This is a genomic window from Mycobacterium sp. NGS49 (assembly GCF_059812565.1).
Window position 1 is genome coordinate 97,135 of sequence record NZ_JCALCX010000008.1, and the last position, 17,229, is coordinate 114,363.

Sequence of the window (17,229 nt, forward strand, 5' to 3'; positions counted from 1 at the left end):
TGGCTCCCAGTTCGTCACCGCTGACCGTCATCCCTACGCTGCCGCACTTAGAAGACATGACCAACCTCGTACGGAGCCAGCTCATGCGAGCAGGATCTGTCCGGCAGATGGGACGTGTAACGCATTGCGTACTGCGGTGCACTCAACGAAGAGAACACCGAACACTTAAGGAGCGTCCGTGTCCCAGCCCCGCGATTTCATTGACCACAGTCCCGTTGATGCGACGACGTCACACAGCGCACAGGTGGTGCCCGGTTGGCGTCTGAATTTCGCCGCCGGCGCCATCCCGTTCACCGCGGGATTGATCACTTTTGTGACCACGCAGCTCGGCGTGGCACGCCCTGATGCTCCGTGGCCGACCGGCCTGAGCAGCTTGGGTTTTACCTTCAACAGACTTGCGGCCGCAGGAAACGGTGCTCAGCAGTGGGCCGAATTGACCGGATCGGTCGGCGGTGTCAACGTCGCGGCCGCGGCCGTCGCGGTCAGCGTGGTCGCACGGTTCGGGCTGCGCGCCGGCCAGCGGTGGGCCTGGTGGTTCCTGGCCTTCTGCTTGTTGTGGATCGGGCTTCACGACGCATTCGCCGCCACCCGATTCTTTGCCGCCACTGGGCAACCGATCATCGTCATGCCCTACAGCTACGTCGCGTTGATGCTTGCGGGTCTCATCCGATCCCGGAAAGCGATCTTCGCTCCGCAGGATCGGAATTGACTCGTCGACCCTCAAGGCGACGCATACCGCCTGTCCTGCCGACGGAGATGCGACGGCGATGGCCCCGACGCGCGGCGTGGCTCAGCAGCTGCAGGTACACGGCCACAAACAGTCCCAGAGAACTCGTCAGCGGTTACCCATCGAGTGGCACCGCCTTTTGGTACCTACCGAAGCGCGCTCATGCCAGGGCCCGTCACACACCGCCTGATGCTGTACTGTCCAGTACACATTGGGATGTCTTTCGACACCCGTCACCGATTCACTACCGGCAGCGGAGGTCACTGGCCATGACGGCAAGACAGGCCACCGACGACACAGAGCTGCTCGACGCGCTGCGTCGCCGCGAGCACTGGGCGTTCACCAGGCTGGTGGACCAGCACACCGGCCCGATGTTACGAATCGCGCAATCATATGTTCCCAGTCGCGAGGTCGCCGAAGACGTCGTTCAAGAGACATGGATTGCCGTGCTCAAAGGGATTGACCGCTTCGAGGGTCGATCGGCGTTGCGGACCTGGCTGTATTCCATTTTGGTCAATCTCGCCAAACGACGCGGCGTGGCGGAAAGCCGCGAAAGCGAGAAGTCGGAGCGAGCACACACGGTTGACCCGACGCGCTTTGAAGGCCCGGAGGATGCGACTCCGGGGCACTGGAAAGAGCATCCATCGCCGTTTCCCCTCACGCCTGAGGGTTCGTTACTCGGCGGCGAGTTGCTGCAGGTGGTCAATGAGGGACTCAGTGAACTCCCGCAGCGGCAAAAGCTGGTAGTCGCACTACGCGATGTGCTGGGCTTCGACTCCGATGAGGTCTGTCAACTCCTGGACATCAGCCTTGCCAATCAGCGCGTGCTGCTGCATCGTGGGCGGGCGGTCGTTCGGCAGCGCCTCGAGGACTATCTTGTAGGACAACCATGACGCGCGAGCCTATGAACTGCAATGAGCTAGTGGAGCTTGTCTCTGAATACCTCGACGACGGGCTCGACGCTCGACGCCGCGCCCGCTTTGATGCGCACCTGGGTGACTGCGAGGGTTGTCGACATTATCTTGAGCAATTTCGGGCGACGGTGGGCGCGCTAGGCCGCATCACCGAGGAGGAACTGGACCCAGACTTCCGCGCTAGGCTTCTGGCGGCAATGCGCGGACTGCGCGACTGAATGATTTCTCGCCCAGCACACCCGAACACACGCTGAGATACGTGAGTCTGCTTGATCTTCCAACTTGGCTGGCACGGCTTCGCGGTAGAGCTCGCCTCACGGCGGCCAAGAGCGGGGAAAGGGCACGCCCACCGGCAACATCTCGACCGGGGTGTATTCGGCGGCGGCGTACAGGAGACCGTTGCGGCAGACGATGGCAGAGCTTGCCAGCATGGCCTCGATCAGCTCGGCTGCGAAAGCTTCCGGCGTGGTCCGCAAGAGGCGCGCCGCATCAACCAGCCACAACCGTTTATGCAGATAAGACTCGACCGCGTTGACCGCGATCCCGTCGTGAATCATCAACGCGAACGCGAAGATTCGGCGAGCACCGTACCACACCGCGTTTTCGGGATCGTCGATGAGGCGCTGGGCTCGGCGGCGCGCTGCGGCTAGGGCGGCGCTCGTGTCGGACGGAATCGGCCCGTGCGCTGGCAGCAGCACCCGCGGACGCAGATCAGTCATGCGATGCAGTGAGGTGAGAGCGGTTTCGGCTGCATCGGGTCCGTCCAACGCCAGATTGACCCAGCCAACGTCGTAATCAGAGAGCGCGTCACCGGTTACCAGGAGCCGCTCGTCGGGCTGCCACAGACACAGGTGCCCCGGCGTATGCCCAGGCGTGCGGATGACTTGCCAGTCGCAGTCGCCAAGCCTGAGGATTGCGTTGTCCTCCAAGGACATGTCGACGACGTAGGGGCTGACCGGCTGGTCGAGGTATTCCGCCTGGCAGCATCCCGGGTCGCGTCGGGCGAGCGCATCAGCGTCGGGAGTGCTGGCGGCGATCGCCGCTCCCATCGCCTGAAGGAGCGCGTTCGCACCGACATGATCTGAATGCCAGTGGGTGTTGACGACCCATCGAATGCGCCGACTGTGCGCACTGGCCCAGGCGACCGTCTGCTTGGCGTGGCCGATAAAGCCACTGTCGACCAGCGCCGGCTCACGACCGGCGATCAACAGCAGGTTGGTGTCGGGGAACGGCCGGCGTTGCCAAATCGTCCAGGGTGGCAGCGTCGACTCAGCGGCGCGACTTACCATGACGGGGGACGGCCTTTGAGTTGCTGCCAGTAGCGCCGATGCGCCCGACGGGCCGGCGCGGCGGTCATGTAGTCGGGAAGGTCTTCATCGAGTGAATCAGCGAGTTCGGTGATGTCACGCAGCGCAGCGGCCTGACAGGCCCGCTTGGTGAAGGCGTACTGCTCGAGACAGTCCTCGGGAGTCCGTTCAGCCACTTCGACGGCGCGATCAAGCAGCGCGTGGGCCGGCACCAACTCATCAACCATCCCCAGCGCGTAAGCTTCTGCAGGAGAGAAGGTTTCGCCAAGCAGGCTGGTACGTGACGCCACTGGCTCGCCCCACGCGTGAGTAAGCATTCGGACGTATACTGCCGGCATGGGGATTCCGATCGGCACCTCGTTGAGACCGAATCGTGCACCCTCGCTGATGGCGACCCGGTAATCGCAGACGGCCGCCGTGATCAAGCCGCCCGCGAAGGCGTGCCCGTTGAGCGCCGCCACCACCGGGCGTGGATAGGTAAACACGCGCATGTTCGTGGCTCGATATTGCTCGAACCACGACGCGACGGGCGCGCGATCACCTGCGAACAGCGGGAAGTGCTCCCCCAAATCCAGACCTGCGGAGAACCGCGTACCGCTTCCGGTAAGCACCACCGGCGAGCTAGCGTGGTCGCGTTCCAGAGTGTCGAAGGCCTCGTGTAGGTCGGCGAAGAACGCGCGGTTCTGCGCGTTGACGAGATTGGTTGTCATCGTCACTACCGCGACGCGATCTCTGCGCCGGATATCCCAACTCATCCTGTTTCCTTGCGGTCATTCGGAATTTCACTGCTAACACCATGTCACGGCCGCGGTTGCCCGAGCGCGGCTCTTGCGGGTGTGTGGGCGCGATAGATCTGCCTTTATCCCGCGTAACGCCGTGCCGGTTCCGCACATCAGCGGCGCTGCAGCACGATGCGCCCGCCGTCTTTCGGTGTGTACGCGACGCCGCGCGAGTGCATTTTCTCGCCTGGGTCGGTCGTCGCGTCGAGAATGAAGTGGCGCAACACCGTTCGCAACACGACATCCATCTCGAAGTTGGCGAATGTTGCGCCGACGCAGCGTCGGGTTCCACCACCAAACGGCAACCAGGCAAAGTTCAAAGGACGATCGCCGATGAAACGGTCGGGGTCGAATCGGTCAGGCTCACAGAAAGCACGGGTGTTCCCATGCAGCGAGGCGATACTGATCAGGATCGAATAATCTTGCGGCACGCGCCATTGGCCAAGTTCGAACATCGCAGTCACCACACGCCGACCCGCCATATCGATGACCGTGCGCGCACGCTGGACCTCACAAATTGTTGCCTGCCGCAGCTGATTGCCCTCGCCGGCGGCTTCGGCAGCCAGTGCTGTGGCGATTGCCGGGTGTCGACGCAGCCGCTCAAAGGCCCAGGCCAGCGTCGAAGCCGTTGTCTCATGGCCCGCGCCCACTAACGTGAGCAACTCGTCGCAGATCTCCGCGTCAGACATCGCTGAGCCGTCGTCGCAGCGGCTGCGCAACAGCAATGCAAGGATGTCGCTGCGTTCGCCGAGATCTGTTGCAGCTCTGGCTTTCTCAATCAATCGATAGATGATTTCGTCAAGCTGGCGCCGTGCTAGCGCCAGGCGCCCCCACGGGCCGTAGCGGGCTAAACCGCTCGACGGCCGCGGCAATAGCACCAGCCGGGAGGCCAGCGTGACCCATCCAGGAACGAGCCGCCGCAGTTCTTCGAATTCGGTGCCTTGGGCTCCGAATACGGCGCGCAAAATCACGTTCAGGGTGAGCCGGTTCATCGGCTCCAGTGTTCGGAACTCCTGTCCGATCGGCCAGCGCGACGCTTCTCGCAGCGTCTCTTCCTCGATGATCCGCTGGTAGCTTTTGATGCTCCTGCCGTGAAACGGTGGTGTCAGGAGTTTGCGGCGGTCGCGGTGCTGCTGGCGGTCAAGGGCGAACACCGATCCCGGCCCTAGCACTCGACTCAGGTTCGGCTGAATATTAACGAGATCGTCGGTGCTCGCCGCGAACACCTGTTTGGCGAGCAGGGGGTCGGCTACCACAACGGTGTTGCCAAACACGGGAATATCAAGAGTAAAAACGTTGCCGCAGCGGCGCACCCCCTGGCGGAGCGTCCAAGGACGCGATATCGAAAAGCCAATTCCCGCTAACGATTTGGGCCATGGCAGGGCGGGCGGCAACTTCGCCGTGGACGTAGTGTGCCGAACCGGTGCGACTGGCACCACGTCGCGCATACTCGCCGTCCCATCCGTGGTACACCGTAGTACCACCCTGATCGAGATCGTACCGGCGGGTACATTACGGTGCAAGACCGGGTGTCGGGCGTTGGACTTGACGTCAGCTGCGCGTGGCCGCCGAACGCACGGTCAACAACTGCAGTGCGGTCGCGGCCGCACCGGCACAACCGCTACTCAGCAGCCGCACGGCGATCGCCGGCTCTCGTTCCTCCCGACCATAACTGGCTCCTGTAAGCGCGACACTGACAACGGATTTGGTTTCTCAGAGTCTCTACTGGTGGGACAGAGGGTCCCGGGTTGCCAGATTCGCTTCTGCTAGCGCCCGGCGTAAAGCCTGCAGTAGGGGTCTGTCATCGTTGCGGCGCCAGGCGAGGACGAGCTGACTCGGGCTCAGTCCGGTGACGGGGCGGATGATGACGCCGTCGCGGTCGATCAGTGGGACATTGCCAGCGGCAAGTAGGCACACGCCCAGCCCAGCGTTGAGTGCTTCGACGGTTTCGTCAGTGCTGGCGGCTTCGGCGCCGATGCGCACGGGACGCCCGTCACGGGCCTCGAGAGCCAGCCAGTAATCGCGCAATACTCCACTTGAGGGCGGCAGGGCGATGAAGGGCTCGTCGAGCAGGTCGGTGAAGGCAATGGTGTCGCGGTCGGCGAGGCGGTGCTTGGGGGGCAGGGCGACCATGCGGGCTTCGGTGGCCACCTGCAGCCACTGATAGGACTCCGGCCGGGGTAGAGGGAGCCAGACGAAGGCGGCGTCGGTGCGCTGATGGCCCGAAGTCATTAGACCGCCGGTGGGGTCGCCCCAAGGGATTTGGCGCATCCGTACTTGGGCATGGGGGGCGTGGTTGGCTAGGCGAGCCCGAATAGCGGGCAGCAGGCCGCGCCCCACGCTGGTCGAAAATCCGACGACCAGGGTGGCGTCCTGGTTGACCGCGGCGGCGCCCACGGCCTGTTCGGCATCCGCCCAGACAGCCAGCATGTGTTGGGCATGGGGCAGCAGCGCGGCACCGGCGGCGGTCAGTTCGACTGTGCGCTTGGTGCGTACGAAAAGCGGTGCGCGCAGCTGGGTTTCGAGGGTACGGATTTGTTTCGACAGGGCGGGCTGGCTGATGAACAACGCCTCGGCAGCACGGGTGAAGTGCAACAGCTCCGCGACAGTGACGAAGTAACGCAAGTCCCGCACGTGCACGTCCATATCCGATGGTTATCACAGAAGATATTGGACGGCTACCCGCTCACACGCCGATGGTAGATCCCAGGGTTGAGACGCCGAAGGTTAAAGGAGTTGATGATGATGACTGCACCAGTCGCGCAGCGAGTGTGGTTTATTACCGGTGCCACCAGCGGCTTTGGCCGGCAGCTGGCGTCGGCAGCCGTCGCCGCCGGTGATGTGGTGATCGCCGCGGGCCGCCACGTAGACCGCCTCGATGATCTTGTCGCCGCCCATCCGGATCAGGTCGAGCCGCTGCGAGTGGATGTCGCTGACACTGCGGCGGCGGTGGCGGCGCTCAATGACGCCGTTGCCCGATACGGGCGCCTTGATGTGTTGGTGAACAATGCCGGGCGTACCCAAGTGGGAGCGCTGGAAGAGACCACCGATGCCGAGCTGCGGGAGTTGTTCGAGCTGCACTTCTTCGCTCCGGCCGCGCTGACCAGGGCGGCGTTACCGCACATGCGCGCCCGCGGCGGCGGCGCCGTGGTGCAAATGTCGTCGGTCGGGGGCCAGGTGCCCGGCCCCGGATTCGGCGCTTACTGCGCCACCAAGTTCGCTTTGGAAGGACTGACGGAAACGTTGGCCCTAGAAGTCGACTTTGGAGTGCGGTTCCTGATCGTCGAGCCAGGGGCGTTTCGCACCAATCTGTTCGGCGCGAACGCGGCTTATCTGTCCCAGCCGATCACCGAATACGCCGCTACCGTTGGACCCACCCGCGACTACGTCACCACCGGCGGCGGCACGCAACCAGGTGATCCGGCCAAGGCCGCCGCTGCTATCGTGGCCGCCCTCGACGCCGAACGCACCCCCCTGCGGCTGCCCTTGGGTTCTGATGCCGTCGACAGCATCCTGGAGCACCTGCACGCGGTCGAAGCTGAACTGCGGCAGTGGGAACAGGCAGCCCGCCACACTACCTTCGACGACTGAAGGGACGATGATGAACGAGCTTGCAAGTGCAGCGGAACGCAGGCCGTGCGGCGATGTTGAGGCTCTCACAACAATCCGCGACGTGCTGCACCGATTTCTGCTCTGCATCGATACCCGCGACTACGTGGGCGCGGTCCGTCAACTCGATGAGCGGGTGCACTTTGACTACAGGGCACTAAATGGCGAGGTCTTGCCCGCGAATCCCACCGCGCTGATCGAGCGTGTCCGCAGCGACCATCGCCTGATCGACGGCATCGAGCATGTCGTGACGAACCACGTCATCGACATCGACGGTGACCGCGCCACCTGTTGGGTCAACTTTGCTGCAATGCACTGCCGCAGCGACGGCGAGCACACCCGCAAGTGGGCACTGGGCGGTCGTTACCGCTATCAGTTCGCGCGCAGGGAGCAGGGGTGGAAGTTGTCGGGCTGCGTCATCACCCCGATCTGGGAGACGGGGGACCGCTCCGGGCTCACCGAGTCCTCACCGGAGCACACTGATGGCTGATCACCGCGTCGCCGTGGTCACGGGCGCAAATCGAGGCATCGGCCTACAACTGGCTAGCGAACTGGCGCGCCGCGGTTGCACCGTAGTCCTTGGCGCTCGTGACACCGCCAAAGGCAAGGACGCCGCACGGCGCTTGGCAGGTCCGCCCGGACGTGTGCTGGTGTGTGCGCTCGATGTCGCCGACGACGCCAGTGTCCGGCGAGCCGCCGAACACCTGCGTGCCGAGGTCGGTCACATCGACGTGCTGATCAACAACGCCGGTGTCGACTACGACGACGACAATCACGCGGTTGACGTGGACATGGCACGCGCGCACCGCGACATCGAAGTGAACTTGTTCGGCGCCTGGCGCATCACCCAAGCGCTGGCGCCGTTGCTGCGCCGCGGCGCGAAAGTAGTCAATGTATCCAGCGGCGCTGGCTCGTTCACCGAAACGGCCGGCAGCGGCGCCACACCGATCTACAGCGTTACCAAAGCCGCATTAAACATGTTGACCGTCAAACTCGCCGCCGACCTGCGCAATCGCAACGTGCTTGTCAACGCCGTCTGCCCCGGATGGGTGGCCACAGACATGGGCGGTGGCGGCGGACGGTCCATACAGGATGGCGCCGCCAGTGTCATGTGGGCGGTGGACTTGCCCGACGACGGCCCCTCGGGCGGATTCTTCCGCGACGCAGCACCGATCCCCTGGTGACACACCGCACGACATACCGCGCGACGCGCAGACACGCGGCGACAAGCACTCTTCGACCGACGAGAGGAAGACCGATGAGCGCTCAAAATGACCGATACCCCACCGACCCCAACACTTTTCAACCTGATCCACAACCCTATTGAGGCATCGAGGCCGAAATGACGCCCCGTCCGATCAGTGACCTCGCCCATTACCGGGCAGCGGGAAAGCTGGACGGCAAAGTGGCGCTGATCACCGGCGGCGACAGCGGCATCGGTCGCGCGGTCGCGATCGCCTACGCCAAAGAGGGCGCCGACGTGGCGATCGCCTACAACATCGCCGACGAAGACGCCGCAACGACCAAGACGTTGATCGAGCAGGAGGGTCGCCGTTGCGTTGCACTCAAGGTCGACCTGGCCACACGCCACGGTTGTCGACACGCCGTAGATGAGACAACCGATGCTCTGGGAGGCCTCAACATACTCGTCAACAACGCCGCCTACGGGCGCGAGCGGCAACGATTCGAAGACATTGACGAGGCACAACTGAGGCGCGTTTTTGACGTCAACATCCTGGCGTGTTTCCACTTGGCGCAGGCCGCGCTCGCTCACATGACGGTGGGCGACGCGATCATCTCGACGTCCAGCGTCGGCGGTGTCTACGGCGCCGCCAACTTCGTCGACTACGCAGCAACTAAGGGAGCAATCGATGCCTTCACGAAAGCCCTTGCGCTCAACCTGGGGCCCCGCGGCATCAGAGTCAACGCCGTTGCCCCTGGCGCCATCTGGACACCGTTCCAGGTGGCGCTGAACACTCCGCAAACGGCTCAAGCATTCCCGCACGCCGCACCAAAAATGTCCGCTACCGGCCGAATCGGACAACCCGAAGAACTCGCCGCCGCATATGTGTACCTAGCCTCTCCTGATGCCAGCTTCACCAGCGGGATCGTGGTCGAAGTCCACGGCGGCTGGATCGGCTGGGGATGACTCACCACCCCACCGCAATCTCAAAGCACCAGACATGACATTGCGAGAAGATTTGATGATTCCCGTTTACCTTCGCCGCAGGCGGCGGGCTTGGGTCGGCTGGAATCAACATCTGTCAACGGCAACCGAAAGCTGAACAGCCGACAGCAAGGTGCCGCGTCATGGTATTCAGTCGCCGTCTACACCCGTGACGAGTTCATCGGCGCGAGGTCGCGCCGATCACGCTGGTACGCCGACTCGTCTACCCGCGTCCGGTGATGGCGTGCGAATCCATCCGCGCAAGATGCTCCACCCCGAACCGGGTGCGTGGCCAGCGTCGGTACTGGGGCGTTCAGATGGTGCCGCCGTATGGGTCGGTGCGGTCTTGATCCGCTTTTCCTGCTCGTCAGACGGGACCGCGCGCTGACCCCTGTGCGCGGCCAACCCCTAGGAGGGCGCCGTCCGGCACCGTGTTTTCCGTACTTTCGGACAGGGTGGCCTTCACCCGATCGATCACCGCGCTACCCAACTCTTTCGGAATGGCGGCACAGCGCCGCGCCCTGACACGCTGGGTACATGAGGGCCGTGGCACACGCTGACGGAACTGCACCACAGAAACGGGGTGGCTCGTCCATGAACACCCTGCCGGCGCTCGTCGGCGATCAACGGGGCGTGCCCCGCAACCAACGATGAGGGCAGCAGATGATTGAGCGTTTCTTCGAGACCCTGACGGCCGACAATTGCGCGCTGCTCCTGATCGACCACCAAGTCGGCACAATGAATTTCGGTTTGACCGATGTCGAAGCGCTACAACTGAAGAATCAGACGCTGTGGTTGGCGGAATCGGCGGCCGCATTTCGGCTACCGGTCATCTTGACGACCAGCAACCCAGACGGAGCTAATGGTCCGCTGTTCCCGGAATTGCTTGCCGCCCTGCCAACCGCGCCCGTCATCGACCGGTTGAAAATCAACGCCTGGCAGGATCCCGCTTTTGTCGAGGCTGTACGTATCACCGGCCGAACCAAACTTGTCATGGCCGGTGTGACGGCCGACGTGTGCCTGACATTCCCGGCACTCGGGGCCGTTAGTGACGGCTATGACGTATATGCCGTCATGGATGCCTCGGGCACGCTCAACCACCACGCGCTGTCTGCAGCAATGTTGCGGATGAGTCAAGCCGGAGTGAAGATCGCCAACGCAAACATGGTGATCGCCGAAATTCTGAGCGACTGGGGCGGCGAGTTCGCCGCCCCGCTCGCGGACCTATACGCACGACGGGTACCCAACTTCGGGTTTATCACCCATCAGCTCGCCGCGCGCGACTGAAACCGCCACAGAAATAATCACACTACGAAACGGATGGATGAACATATGTCCTCAGTTATGGACTCCCCTGCGCCCACAACGACACCCAGGCTCTTCGACCTACACATGCTGGACGGTGCGATTTACAGCGGCGGGTGGGTTAAGGGCGATAGCCGGGTCGACGTCGTCGAGCCAGCGACCGGTGCGGTACTTGCCACCGTCGGATTGGGATCGGCCGAAACCGTATCCAAAGCGGCCCGCATGGCCGCCCAAGCGCAACGTGAGTGGGTACGTGTCCCGCCAGAAGAGAAGCGCCGCTTGTTCATTCGCGCCGAACAAGTGATGCGCAGCTTTGCTGAGGAGTACACAGAGTGGGTGGTACGCGAGGTCGGCGCACCACGATCGAAAGCCCGATTCGAGATCGAATTCCTCGCCGACGAGTTCCTTGAGGCCGCGTCGTACCCAACCCAGAGCCACGGTGAGATCCTCGCCGACCGCGACAACCGCCACAGCTACGCGTTGCAGATTCCGTTCGGGGTCACTGCAGGTATCACTCCGTCAAATGTTCCGCTCACCCTGGGCGCCCGCTACGTGGCACCGGCTTTGGCTACCGGCAACGCTGTGCTGCTGAAACCTCATAAGACAGCCATCATGTCCAGCGGGTTCGTCTTCGCACGCGTCCTGGAAGAAGCCGGATTCCCCGAGAATCTCTTCCACTGCATCCCTGCTGAAGGCGCCGACGCCGAAGCGTTCGAAACCGACCCGTTGATCTCGATGGTGCACTTCACCGGCTCCACCGCCACCGGTGAACGAGTCGCCGAAGCGGCCAGCCGAACCCTCAAGCACGTCTCCATCAGCGGCAGCGGCAAGAATCCGTTCGTGGTTCTCGACGATGTCGAGAACTTCGACGAGATGATTTCGGCCGCCTTGTACGCATCGTTTTATTTTTCGGGCCAAGTCTGCATGGCCGCGGGCCGACATCTCGTGCACCGCGCGCTGCATGACCGGTATATCGAAGCACTGGCCGCCGAAGCGACCAAGTTGGTCGTCGACGACCCGTGGGCCAACCCCGAGGCATCGTATGGCCCCATGACGCTGCCCGGCGCGGTCGACCGCATGCAGGAAATCGTCGCCGACGCCGTCAGCAAAGGTGCAACATTGCATTTAGGCGGCTCCAAGCGGGGCCCCTTCTTCCCGCCCACCATTTTGTCCGGGGTGGCGCCGGGAATGCGCGCTTGGGAAGAGGAGATTTTCGGCCCGATTGCCGCTGTCACCGCCTTCGACACCGACGCAGAAGCGATCGATAAGGCCAATGACACCCCATACGGCTTGTCGGCGGCGGTCTACGGATCCCCGCAGCGCGCGAGCCGTGTCGGGCTGGCCATCGAATCAGGCATGGTGCACATCAACGACAAGCCCGTCGACGACGCCGCCTACGTGCCGTTCGGCGGCGTGAAGTTATCCGGAAACGGCGGCCGATACGGCGCGCGGGTCAATTGGGCCGAATACACCCAGACCAAGTGGGTCACGCTGTCACCGAGCGCACGTCACGTCCCGTTCGGCCATTGATCCCGGCGATTACTGCCAGCCGCCCCACGCCGCAACCACACCCCGGCGTGACCGCGAGGACTCAGGAGCCCCGATGACAACGACAGCGTCAGGTCGACCGGTGGATTACCACGACCGCGAAGAGAGTCTCCGCGGTTATTTTGTGCCGGCAGCAGACGAACCGCGCCCCGGCGTATTAGTGGTGCCGGCCTGGTTGGGCATCACCGACTCAATTCGAGACCGCGTGCACAAGCTGGCGGCCTCGGGCTACGCGACGATGGCCGCTGACGTATTCGGTTACCCGATCACCGATCTCGACGCCGGCCCTCGCCCCGTCGTCACACCCTTCCGATCGGACCGCCGATACCTGCGGCGGCGCATCCGGGCAGCGCTTGACGCGTTGTGCGCTCAACCGGAATGTGACGCAAGCAGGGTTGCTGCGATCGGCTACTGCTTCGGCGGCAACGCAGTACTCGAGCTAGCCCGCGACCAGGCACCGGTGCGCGGCGTGGTCAGCTTCCATGGCGAGCTGGACACACCCCTTCCCGCGTTCCCAGGTGATCTGCTCGCCAAAGTCCTCGTCTTAACCGGTGACGACGATCCTGTCGTGCCGTTCGAAAAGGTCTCCGCATTTCGCGATGAGATGCGCACCGCTCAGGCTGACTGGGAAATCGGCATCTATAGCGGCGCCAAACACAGTTTCACCGGCGAAGGATCGCTGGGCGCCGAACGGACCCCCGAAGCCGTTCTCGATCCCCAGGCCGACTCACGCTCCTGGCAACGCATGCTCGACTTCTTCGCGGAAGTCCTCACCGCCCACGAGTTTCAGATCAGCCCCGAAGTGAGTGAATCACCATGACAGAAAGCAATATTCGCGTCCTAGCACTCTCCGGTAGCCTGCGTCGCGCTTCCTACAACACCGCCGCGTTGGTGGCTGCCCAAGAACTGGCTCCGACGCGCATGACAATCGAGATCGAAAGTCTCGCTGCGATGCCGATGTTCGACGAAGACACCGAAAGCGCCGGCTTGTTGCCTGCCGTGACGCGGTTGGCACAACGGGTAGCCGCCGCCGACGCGCTGCTGATCGCCACCCCCGAGTACAACCATTCCTACTCAGCACCTATCAAGAACGCGTTGGACTGGTTGTCACGAACGCCAATCGGCGCCCCTCCCGGGCAGCACGTATTGGCCGGCAAACCGGTCGCTTTAATCGGCGCATCTACCGGCAGATCCGGATCCGGGCGGGCCCAGCTCCATCTGCGACAGGTGTTGTCCTACCTTGACATGCTGCCCGTCAACCAGCCCGAGGTGCTGATCGACAGCGCCAAAAACAAATTCAGCGATGACGGCAGCCTGCATGATGAACCCACTCGTCGGTTCATCACGATGCTGCTGGATCGACTCGCGGCGTGGGTCGACAAACTCGGCGAGCAGGAGCCTGTCATCGACATGAGCAGCGTGGCGGTGCCCACCGCACATATTGCCCGCGCCGGCACAGGCCCTAGCTACACGATGGCCGGTGACAGTTACATCATCAAGGCCGCCGCAAACAACACAGGAGGCGCCTACGCGGCGTTCGAATTCTTTGTGCCACCCGGCGGGGGTCCCCCACCGCATCTGCATGAGCGTGAATATGAAGGCTTTTACATCCTGGAAGGCGAGCTGACCTTCTACGTCGGCGCCAACCGCACCCGCGTAGACGCAACCGCCGGCGACTTCGTCGCCGCCCCCTTGGGCGTCATCCACCAATTCAAGAATGAAACAGCCTATCCTGCACGCACATTCGTAATCGCCGCCCCCGCCGGGGTGGAAAGCTACTTCGCAGCCGCGGGGACACCCATGCCCGACGGCAGCACTCAAACCGTGGCACCCACCGCCGAAGACCTAGCACGCCTCATCGATCTGGCGCCACGTTGGGGCATGCAGATCTTTGCCACACCACCAGAAATTGATCAGCAACGGGCAAGCGCATCGCAGAGCGTGCGATGATGACGCCTATCGAGTCCCAGACTGCGGTACCCACGTGGCAGCTTCCCTTCGCCGGGCGAGTCGCAATCACCCATGCAGCTTATTGCCGTCGGGAGTCTGACGTTGTTGTGATCGAGGTGGAGCAGTGGCTAGAGCCTTGCACCTCTGCTGCCAGTGTCGGCTCGAGTGCATGGCTCGACTTGAAGAGTTGACAGCCGTATTGACAGGTTCGAGACCGTCTGAGAGCACGTCGACGAGGGCCGTGCGCTCCGAGCAGTGTCGGCATTAGCGCTTGACAATTCGCGGCGCCGCCGCCTTATGGCGCAGCGCCAGCAAGGCATTGTCGACCGCGTCTTCAAGCGGAGTGATGTCGTTGTGAACGCGTGCGGACAGCATTCCACCCTGCAACGCTGCGAGTAGCGCAGCAGCAAGGCGGTGCGGGTCGGCGCTTTTGCGAAGCTGACCGCGCTCACGCATCTTCTCCAAGCCCGCCGCCAGAGCCGATTCCCAGCGATCAAATGCGGCGTCAAGGGCTGGCAAATAGGCCTCGTCGTTCTTTAATTCGGCAGCCATGGAGCCTAGCGGGCAGGCGAAAGGTCCACCAGGAACTCGATGTTTGTCAAGGATCTGGTCGGCCCAACGCCTCAGACCTGCCCACGAGTCGACTTTGTTCAAAGCGGGCTGGTTGGCGAGAATGAGTTCGAGCTGGCGGTCGATCACCGCCTGCACCAGTTCCGAGCGATCCGTGAAGTAGTGGTAGAGCTGCGACTTGCCACAGCCCGCGGCGGCCAGTACGTCATCGAGGCTGGCGGCACTTACACCCCGTTGGTACATTATGGTCGCTGCGGCGTCGATAATGGCCGCGCGACTGCGACGCCCACGATCAGTGGCAGGCAGCTGGGCGGTCTTAGCGAGGCTAACGTTCGGCATCAGGACTACCATAATCCCTAATGGCGGGTCGGCGAGTCAGACGCGGCTCACCGCTGCATCCCCGGACCTGACGAGGCTCGGTCCGAAGATCTCATACCGAGCGTCGCCGCGGATGCTCGAAGCGGTCGCATTTCAAAAGTACAGGACTGTTCACTCCCTCGGCAGGGGCGCCGCAGTGTGTGACAGTCATGCTCGTGGAACCGCTGATGGCCGCTGGAATGCCAAGTCACTAATTCGGCTTACCGTGCTCTTGACGCGCGTGGGATCGGGTGGGATTCGGACCCACTAGCTGATGAGTGTGACCCTGACGCAGCAGGGCAGATATTTAGGCTGGCGGGACTACCAGGTTTCGTCGCGAGTTGGCTCGTGATATGTCGGACGGCGCGCCCCGCGCGAGCGTTTCCCCATGCACTGGGGGACCGGCCGGGAGCCGTCGCTGAGGCCGGCATCGGAAGACAGATCTATTGACCTCCGAGTCTCTCAAGGACAGCGACGAATGCTGATCTAAACTAATTCGCAGCCGAACTTGTTGTGCGGCGCCGTTACACCTGCCGCGTCGAACCTGTCGAGTGGCACTACTGGATATTGAGGTAAATAGATATGATTCCCCAGGTCAGCGCACCCTTCGCCAAAAGCCGCGCTAACGCGCCCGCCTACTGGCTCATCGACATCGTCTGGTACATCTTGGTCGACGGCGAAGACAGCGGCGGCAGCTTCTCGCTCATCGAGCAGTACATGCGGGAAGGATCAGGCCCGATCCCCCACGTCCACGCTTTCATCGATGAGTGGTTTTACGTGCTCGAAGGAAAAATTGACTTCACTGTCGGCGACGATCGCTTCACCGCCGGGCCCGGCGATTCTCTCTGGATACCGCGAAACACCGTGCATGTGTTCACCTCGATGACCGATTGCCATGTGCTCAACGCCTACACACCCGCGGGATTTGAACAGGTCGTCAAGGGATCGGGAACGCCCGCCGCGGCCCGAGAGCTGCCGCCCAAAGACTTCCCGCCTCCGAGCGAGGACGTATTCCGACTGTTCTACAACAACTACTGGTGCGCTCAGGCCGACAAGAGCTGGTCACAGCCCAAGGCCGGAGTTGGCCCAGGCGATCGCGTTCTCGACGGCAGCGGTCGCCAATGAGCAACCCCACGAGGTCGCCTAGTCCATAGGCCGGAAAGCGTTAAGGATCAGCGTCCGTGAGTGATTCACGCGCAGTCGAGGCCCAGCTGCCGCGTGAGGCCAATGAACGTCAATGGCCTGCAGCGTGCGATACCGCGCTGAACCATTCGCGCACTTTGCCGCTCGTGAGCCGCTGCTCCGCGTAATGTGATCAGGCATGCCATCAGCCGACGACCTGAACATGTTGTCCGCCAGTGATAGTCAGGCCTGGGGCGGACTGCTTCGCACTCATAAGCTGATCATGGCCGCGATGAGTCAGGAACTCGAAGACCAGCACGGATTGGCTTTGACGAGTTATGACGTTCTGCGCCATATCGCGCTAGCCGACGGGCAGCGGCTACGGATGAGTCAGCTCGCCGAGCAGGTCATGATTACCCGCTCGGGGCTAACCGGCGTGGTCGGGCGCCTGGAAGCGGCGGGACTTGTCCGACGAGACTCCGCCGACTGCATCGACGGGCGCGGCGCATATGCCAGTATCACCGGCAGCGGGTGGAAGGTGTTGCTCAAGGCCAACGACACCATCACAACGTTGATTAATCAGCTGTTTCTTAATCATCTCACTGAGCACGACCTCGCCGACCTTCGCCGTGTATGGCGCAAGCTCGGGACGGTCGCCCAAGGTCCGGGGAAGCTAGTAAGTCCGCGCTCGCAGCTTGCGTCGCACCTGCGACCATGAGTGCGGAGCCGCGCCTTTCATCGGCGCGCCAGCCGAGTCACAGGTTAGTGCCCAACCTCATCGTGCAGCCCGACACTGTCGAACAGATTGATCGTAGATCTGGTTCGCGCACAAACTACTTGCGGACTACACTGGGTCTGCGAGGCAATCAACACC

The 17,229-nt window shown here is 62.9% G+C and carries 18 protein-coding genes; 13 read left to right on the forward strand and 5 right to left on the reverse strand.

The features are described from left to right. Positions 1-178: 178 nt before the first annotated feature. The 3 genes from AC5Y7D_RS10360 to AC5Y7D_RS10370 all read left to right on the forward strand — a co-directional run bounded on the left by AC5Y7D_RS10360 (position 179) and on the right by AC5Y7D_RS10370 (position 1,859). Complete coding sequence (locus tag AC5Y7D_RS10360) at positions 179-709, forward strand: hypothetical protein (protein WP_129560190.1); 531 nt, start codon at positions 179-181, stop codon at positions 707-709. A 287-nt stretch (positions 710-996) separates the two neighbouring features. Next, positions 997-1,620 (forward strand): RNA polymerase sigma factor, encoded by a 624-nt coding sequence (locus AC5Y7D_RS10365; protein ID WP_033719511.1) that lies wholly within the window; start codon positions 997-999, stop codon positions 1,618-1,620. Between the two features lie 29 nt (positions 1,621-1,649). Next, the gene (locus AC5Y7D_RS10370; protein WP_338396531.1) at positions 1,650-1,859 is read left to right on the forward strand and encodes an anti-sigma factor family protein; all 210 of its coding nucleotides are present in this window, start codon (positions 1,650-1,652) and stop codon (positions 1,857-1,859) included. A 96-nt stretch (positions 1,860-1,955) separates the two neighbouring features. Here the strand turns inward: AC5Y7D_RS10370 and AC5Y7D_RS10375 are convergent, their stop codons facing one another. From AC5Y7D_RS10375 to AC5Y7D_RS10390, 4 genes are all read right to left on the reverse strand, one after another. Then, complete coding sequence (locus AC5Y7D_RS10375; protein WP_306255277.1) at positions 1,956-2,849, reverse strand: MBL fold metallo-hydrolase; 894 nt, start codon at positions 2,847-2,849, stop codon at positions 1,956-1,958. 74 nt (positions 2,850-2,923) lie between these two features. After that, entirely contained in the window at positions 2,924-3,703 is a 780-nt protein-coding gene (locus tag AC5Y7D_RS10380) for an enoyl-CoA hydratase/isomerase family protein (protein WP_033719513.1), read from the reverse strand. 137 nt (positions 3,704-3,840) lie between these two features. Continuing rightward, on the reverse strand, positions 3,841-5,175 hold the full coding sequence (locus tag AC5Y7D_RS10385; protein ID WP_033719514.1) for a cytochrome P450: 1,335 nt from the start codon (positions 5,173-5,175) through the stop codon (positions 3,841-3,843). Positions 5,176-5,449: 274 nt separating this feature from the next. After that, positions 5,450-6,373, reverse strand: coding sequence for a LysR family transcriptional regulator (locus AC5Y7D_RS10390; protein ID WP_033719515.1), 924 nt, complete (start codon positions 6,371-6,373; stop codon positions 5,450-5,452). Between the two features lie 99 nt (positions 6,374-6,472). Between AC5Y7D_RS10390 and AC5Y7D_RS10395 the strand changes: the two genes are divergently transcribed. From AC5Y7D_RS10395 to AC5Y7D_RS10430, 8 genes are all read left to right on the forward strand, one after another. Beyond that, positions 6,473-7,318, forward strand: a complete 846-nt coding sequence (locus AC5Y7D_RS10395) for an SDR family NAD(P)-dependent oxidoreductase (protein WP_033719535.1) — start codon at positions 6,473-6,475, stop codon at positions 7,316-7,318. A gap of 10 nt (positions 7,319-7,328) precedes the next feature. After that, complete coding sequence (locus tag AC5Y7D_RS10400; protein WP_170924394.1) at positions 7,329-7,826, forward strand: nuclear transport factor 2 family protein; 498 nt, start codon at positions 7,329-7,331, stop codon at positions 7,824-7,826. Further along, on the forward strand, positions 7,819-8,520 hold the full coding sequence (locus AC5Y7D_RS10405) for an SDR family NAD(P)-dependent oxidoreductase (protein ID WP_033719518.1): 702 nt from the start codon (positions 7,819-7,821) through the stop codon (positions 8,518-8,520). The genes AC5Y7D_RS10400 and AC5Y7D_RS10405 overlap by 8 nt, the downstream gene beginning before the upstream one ends. A 158-nt stretch (positions 8,521-8,678) precedes the next feature. Continuing rightward, entirely contained in the window at positions 8,679-9,485 is an 807-nt protein-coding gene (locus AC5Y7D_RS10410; RefSeq protein ID WP_095785941.1) for an SDR family oxidoreductase, read from the forward strand. Between the two features lie 681 nt (positions 9,486-10,166). After that, a complete protein-coding gene (locus AC5Y7D_RS10415; RefSeq protein WP_033719519.1) occupies positions 10,167-10,790 on the forward strand; it encodes an isochorismatase family protein in 624 nt (207 codons plus the stop codon). 45 nt (positions 10,791-10,835) lie between these two features. Continuing rightward, the gene (locus AC5Y7D_RS10420; RefSeq protein WP_158006312.1) at positions 10,836-12,338 is read left to right on the forward strand and encodes an aldehyde dehydrogenase family protein; all 1,503 of its coding nucleotides are present in this window, start codon (positions 10,836-10,838) and stop codon (positions 12,336-12,338) included. A gap of 142 nt (positions 12,339-12,480) precedes the next feature. Continuing rightward, positions 12,481-13,176 carry a dienelactone hydrolase family protein gene (locus AC5Y7D_RS10425; protein ID WP_278804164.1) on the forward strand — a complete coding sequence of 232 codons (696 nt, stop codon included), beginning with the start codon at positions 12,481-12,483 and terminating at the stop codon, positions 13,174-13,176. After that, a complete protein-coding gene (locus AC5Y7D_RS10430; RefSeq protein ID WP_080691724.1) occupies positions 13,173-14,306 on the forward strand; it encodes an NAD(P)H-dependent oxidoreductase in 1,134 nt (377 codons plus the stop codon). The genes AC5Y7D_RS10425 and AC5Y7D_RS10430 overlap by 4 nt, the downstream gene beginning before the upstream one ends. A 264-nt stretch (positions 14,307-14,570) precedes the next feature. Here the strand turns inward: AC5Y7D_RS10430 and AC5Y7D_RS10435 are convergent, their stop codons facing one another. Beyond that, a complete protein-coding gene (locus AC5Y7D_RS10435; protein WP_071321541.1) occupies positions 14,571-15,215 on the reverse strand; it encodes a TetR/AcrR family transcriptional regulator in 645 nt (214 codons plus the stop codon). A gap of 600 nt (positions 15,216-15,815) precedes the next feature. Between AC5Y7D_RS10435 and AC5Y7D_RS10440 the strand changes: the two genes are divergently transcribed. Both AC5Y7D_RS10440 and AC5Y7D_RS10445 read left to right on the forward strand, forming a co-directional pair. Then, positions 15,816-16,358 carry a cupin domain-containing protein gene (locus tag AC5Y7D_RS10440; RefSeq protein ID WP_071321477.1) on the forward strand — a complete coding sequence of 181 codons (543 nt, stop codon included), beginning with the start codon at positions 15,816-15,818 and terminating at the stop codon, positions 16,356-16,358. Between the two features lie 196 nt (positions 16,359-16,554). Then, positions 16,555-17,073: a MarR family winged helix-turn-helix transcriptional regulator gene (locus AC5Y7D_RS10445; RefSeq protein ID WP_071321478.1), complete on the forward strand. Its 519-nt coding sequence runs from the start codon at positions 16,555-16,557 to the stop codon at positions 17,071-17,073. Positions 17,074-17,229: the final 156 nt, after the last annotated feature.

What these genes read in the sequence shown, in the direction of transcription:
- AC5Y7D_RS10365 (WP_033719511.1), top strand. Translation starts at nt 997, where the DNA reads ATGACGGCAAGACAGGCCACCGACGACACAGAGCTGCTCGACGCGCTG.
- AC5Y7D_RS10380 (WP_033719513.1), bottom strand. Translation starts at nt 3,703, where the DNA reads ATGAGTTGGGATATCCGGCGCAGAGATCGCGTCGCGGTAGTGACGATG.
- AC5Y7D_RS10385 (WP_033719514.1), bottom strand. Translation starts at nt 5,175, where the DNA reads ATGCGCGACGTGGTGCCAGTCGCACCGGTTCGGCACACTACGTCCACG.
- AC5Y7D_RS10390 (WP_033719515.1), bottom strand. Translation starts at nt 6,373, where the DNA reads ATGGACGTGCACGTGCGGGACTTGCGTTACTTCGTCACTGTCGCGGAG.
- AC5Y7D_RS10395 (WP_033719535.1), top strand. Translation starts at nt 6,473, where the DNA reads ATGACTGCACCAGTCGCGCAGCGAGTGTGGTTTATTACCGGTGCCACC.
- AC5Y7D_RS10400 (WP_170924394.1), top strand. Translation starts at nt 7,329, where the DNA reads ATGAACGAGCTTGCAAGTGCAGCGGAACGCAGGCCGTGCGGCGATGTT.
- AC5Y7D_RS10405 (WP_033719518.1), top strand. Translation starts at nt 7,819, where the DNA reads ATGGCTGATCACCGCGTCGCCGTGGTCACGGGCGCAAATCGAGGCATC.
- AC5Y7D_RS10410 (WP_095785941.1), top strand. Translation starts at nt 8,679, where the DNA reads ATGACGCCCCGTCCGATCAGTGACCTCGCCCATTACCGGGCAGCGGGA.
- AC5Y7D_RS10415 (WP_033719519.1), top strand. Translation starts at nt 10,167, where the DNA reads ATGATTGAGCGTTTCTTCGAGACCCTGACGGCCGACAATTGCGCGCTG.
- AC5Y7D_RS10420 (WP_158006312.1), top strand. Translation starts at nt 10,836, where the DNA reads ATGTCCTCAGTTATGGACTCCCCTGCGCCCACAACGACACCCAGGCTC.
- AC5Y7D_RS10430 (WP_080691724.1), top strand. Translation starts at nt 13,173, where the DNA reads ATGACAGAAAGCAATATTCGCGTCCTAGCACTCTCCGGTAGCCTGCGT.
- AC5Y7D_RS10435 (WP_071321541.1), bottom strand. Translation starts at nt 15,215, where the DNA reads ATGCCGAACGTTAGCCTCGCTAAGACCGCCCAGCTGCCTGCCACTGAT.
- AC5Y7D_RS10440 (WP_071321477.1), top strand. Translation starts at nt 15,816, where the DNA reads ATGATTCCCCAGGTCAGCGCACCCTTCGCCAAAAGCCGCGCTAACGCG.
- AC5Y7D_RS10445 (WP_071321478.1), top strand. Translation starts at nt 16,555, where the DNA reads ATGCCATCAGCCGACGACCTGAACATGTTGTCCGCCAGTGATAGTCAG.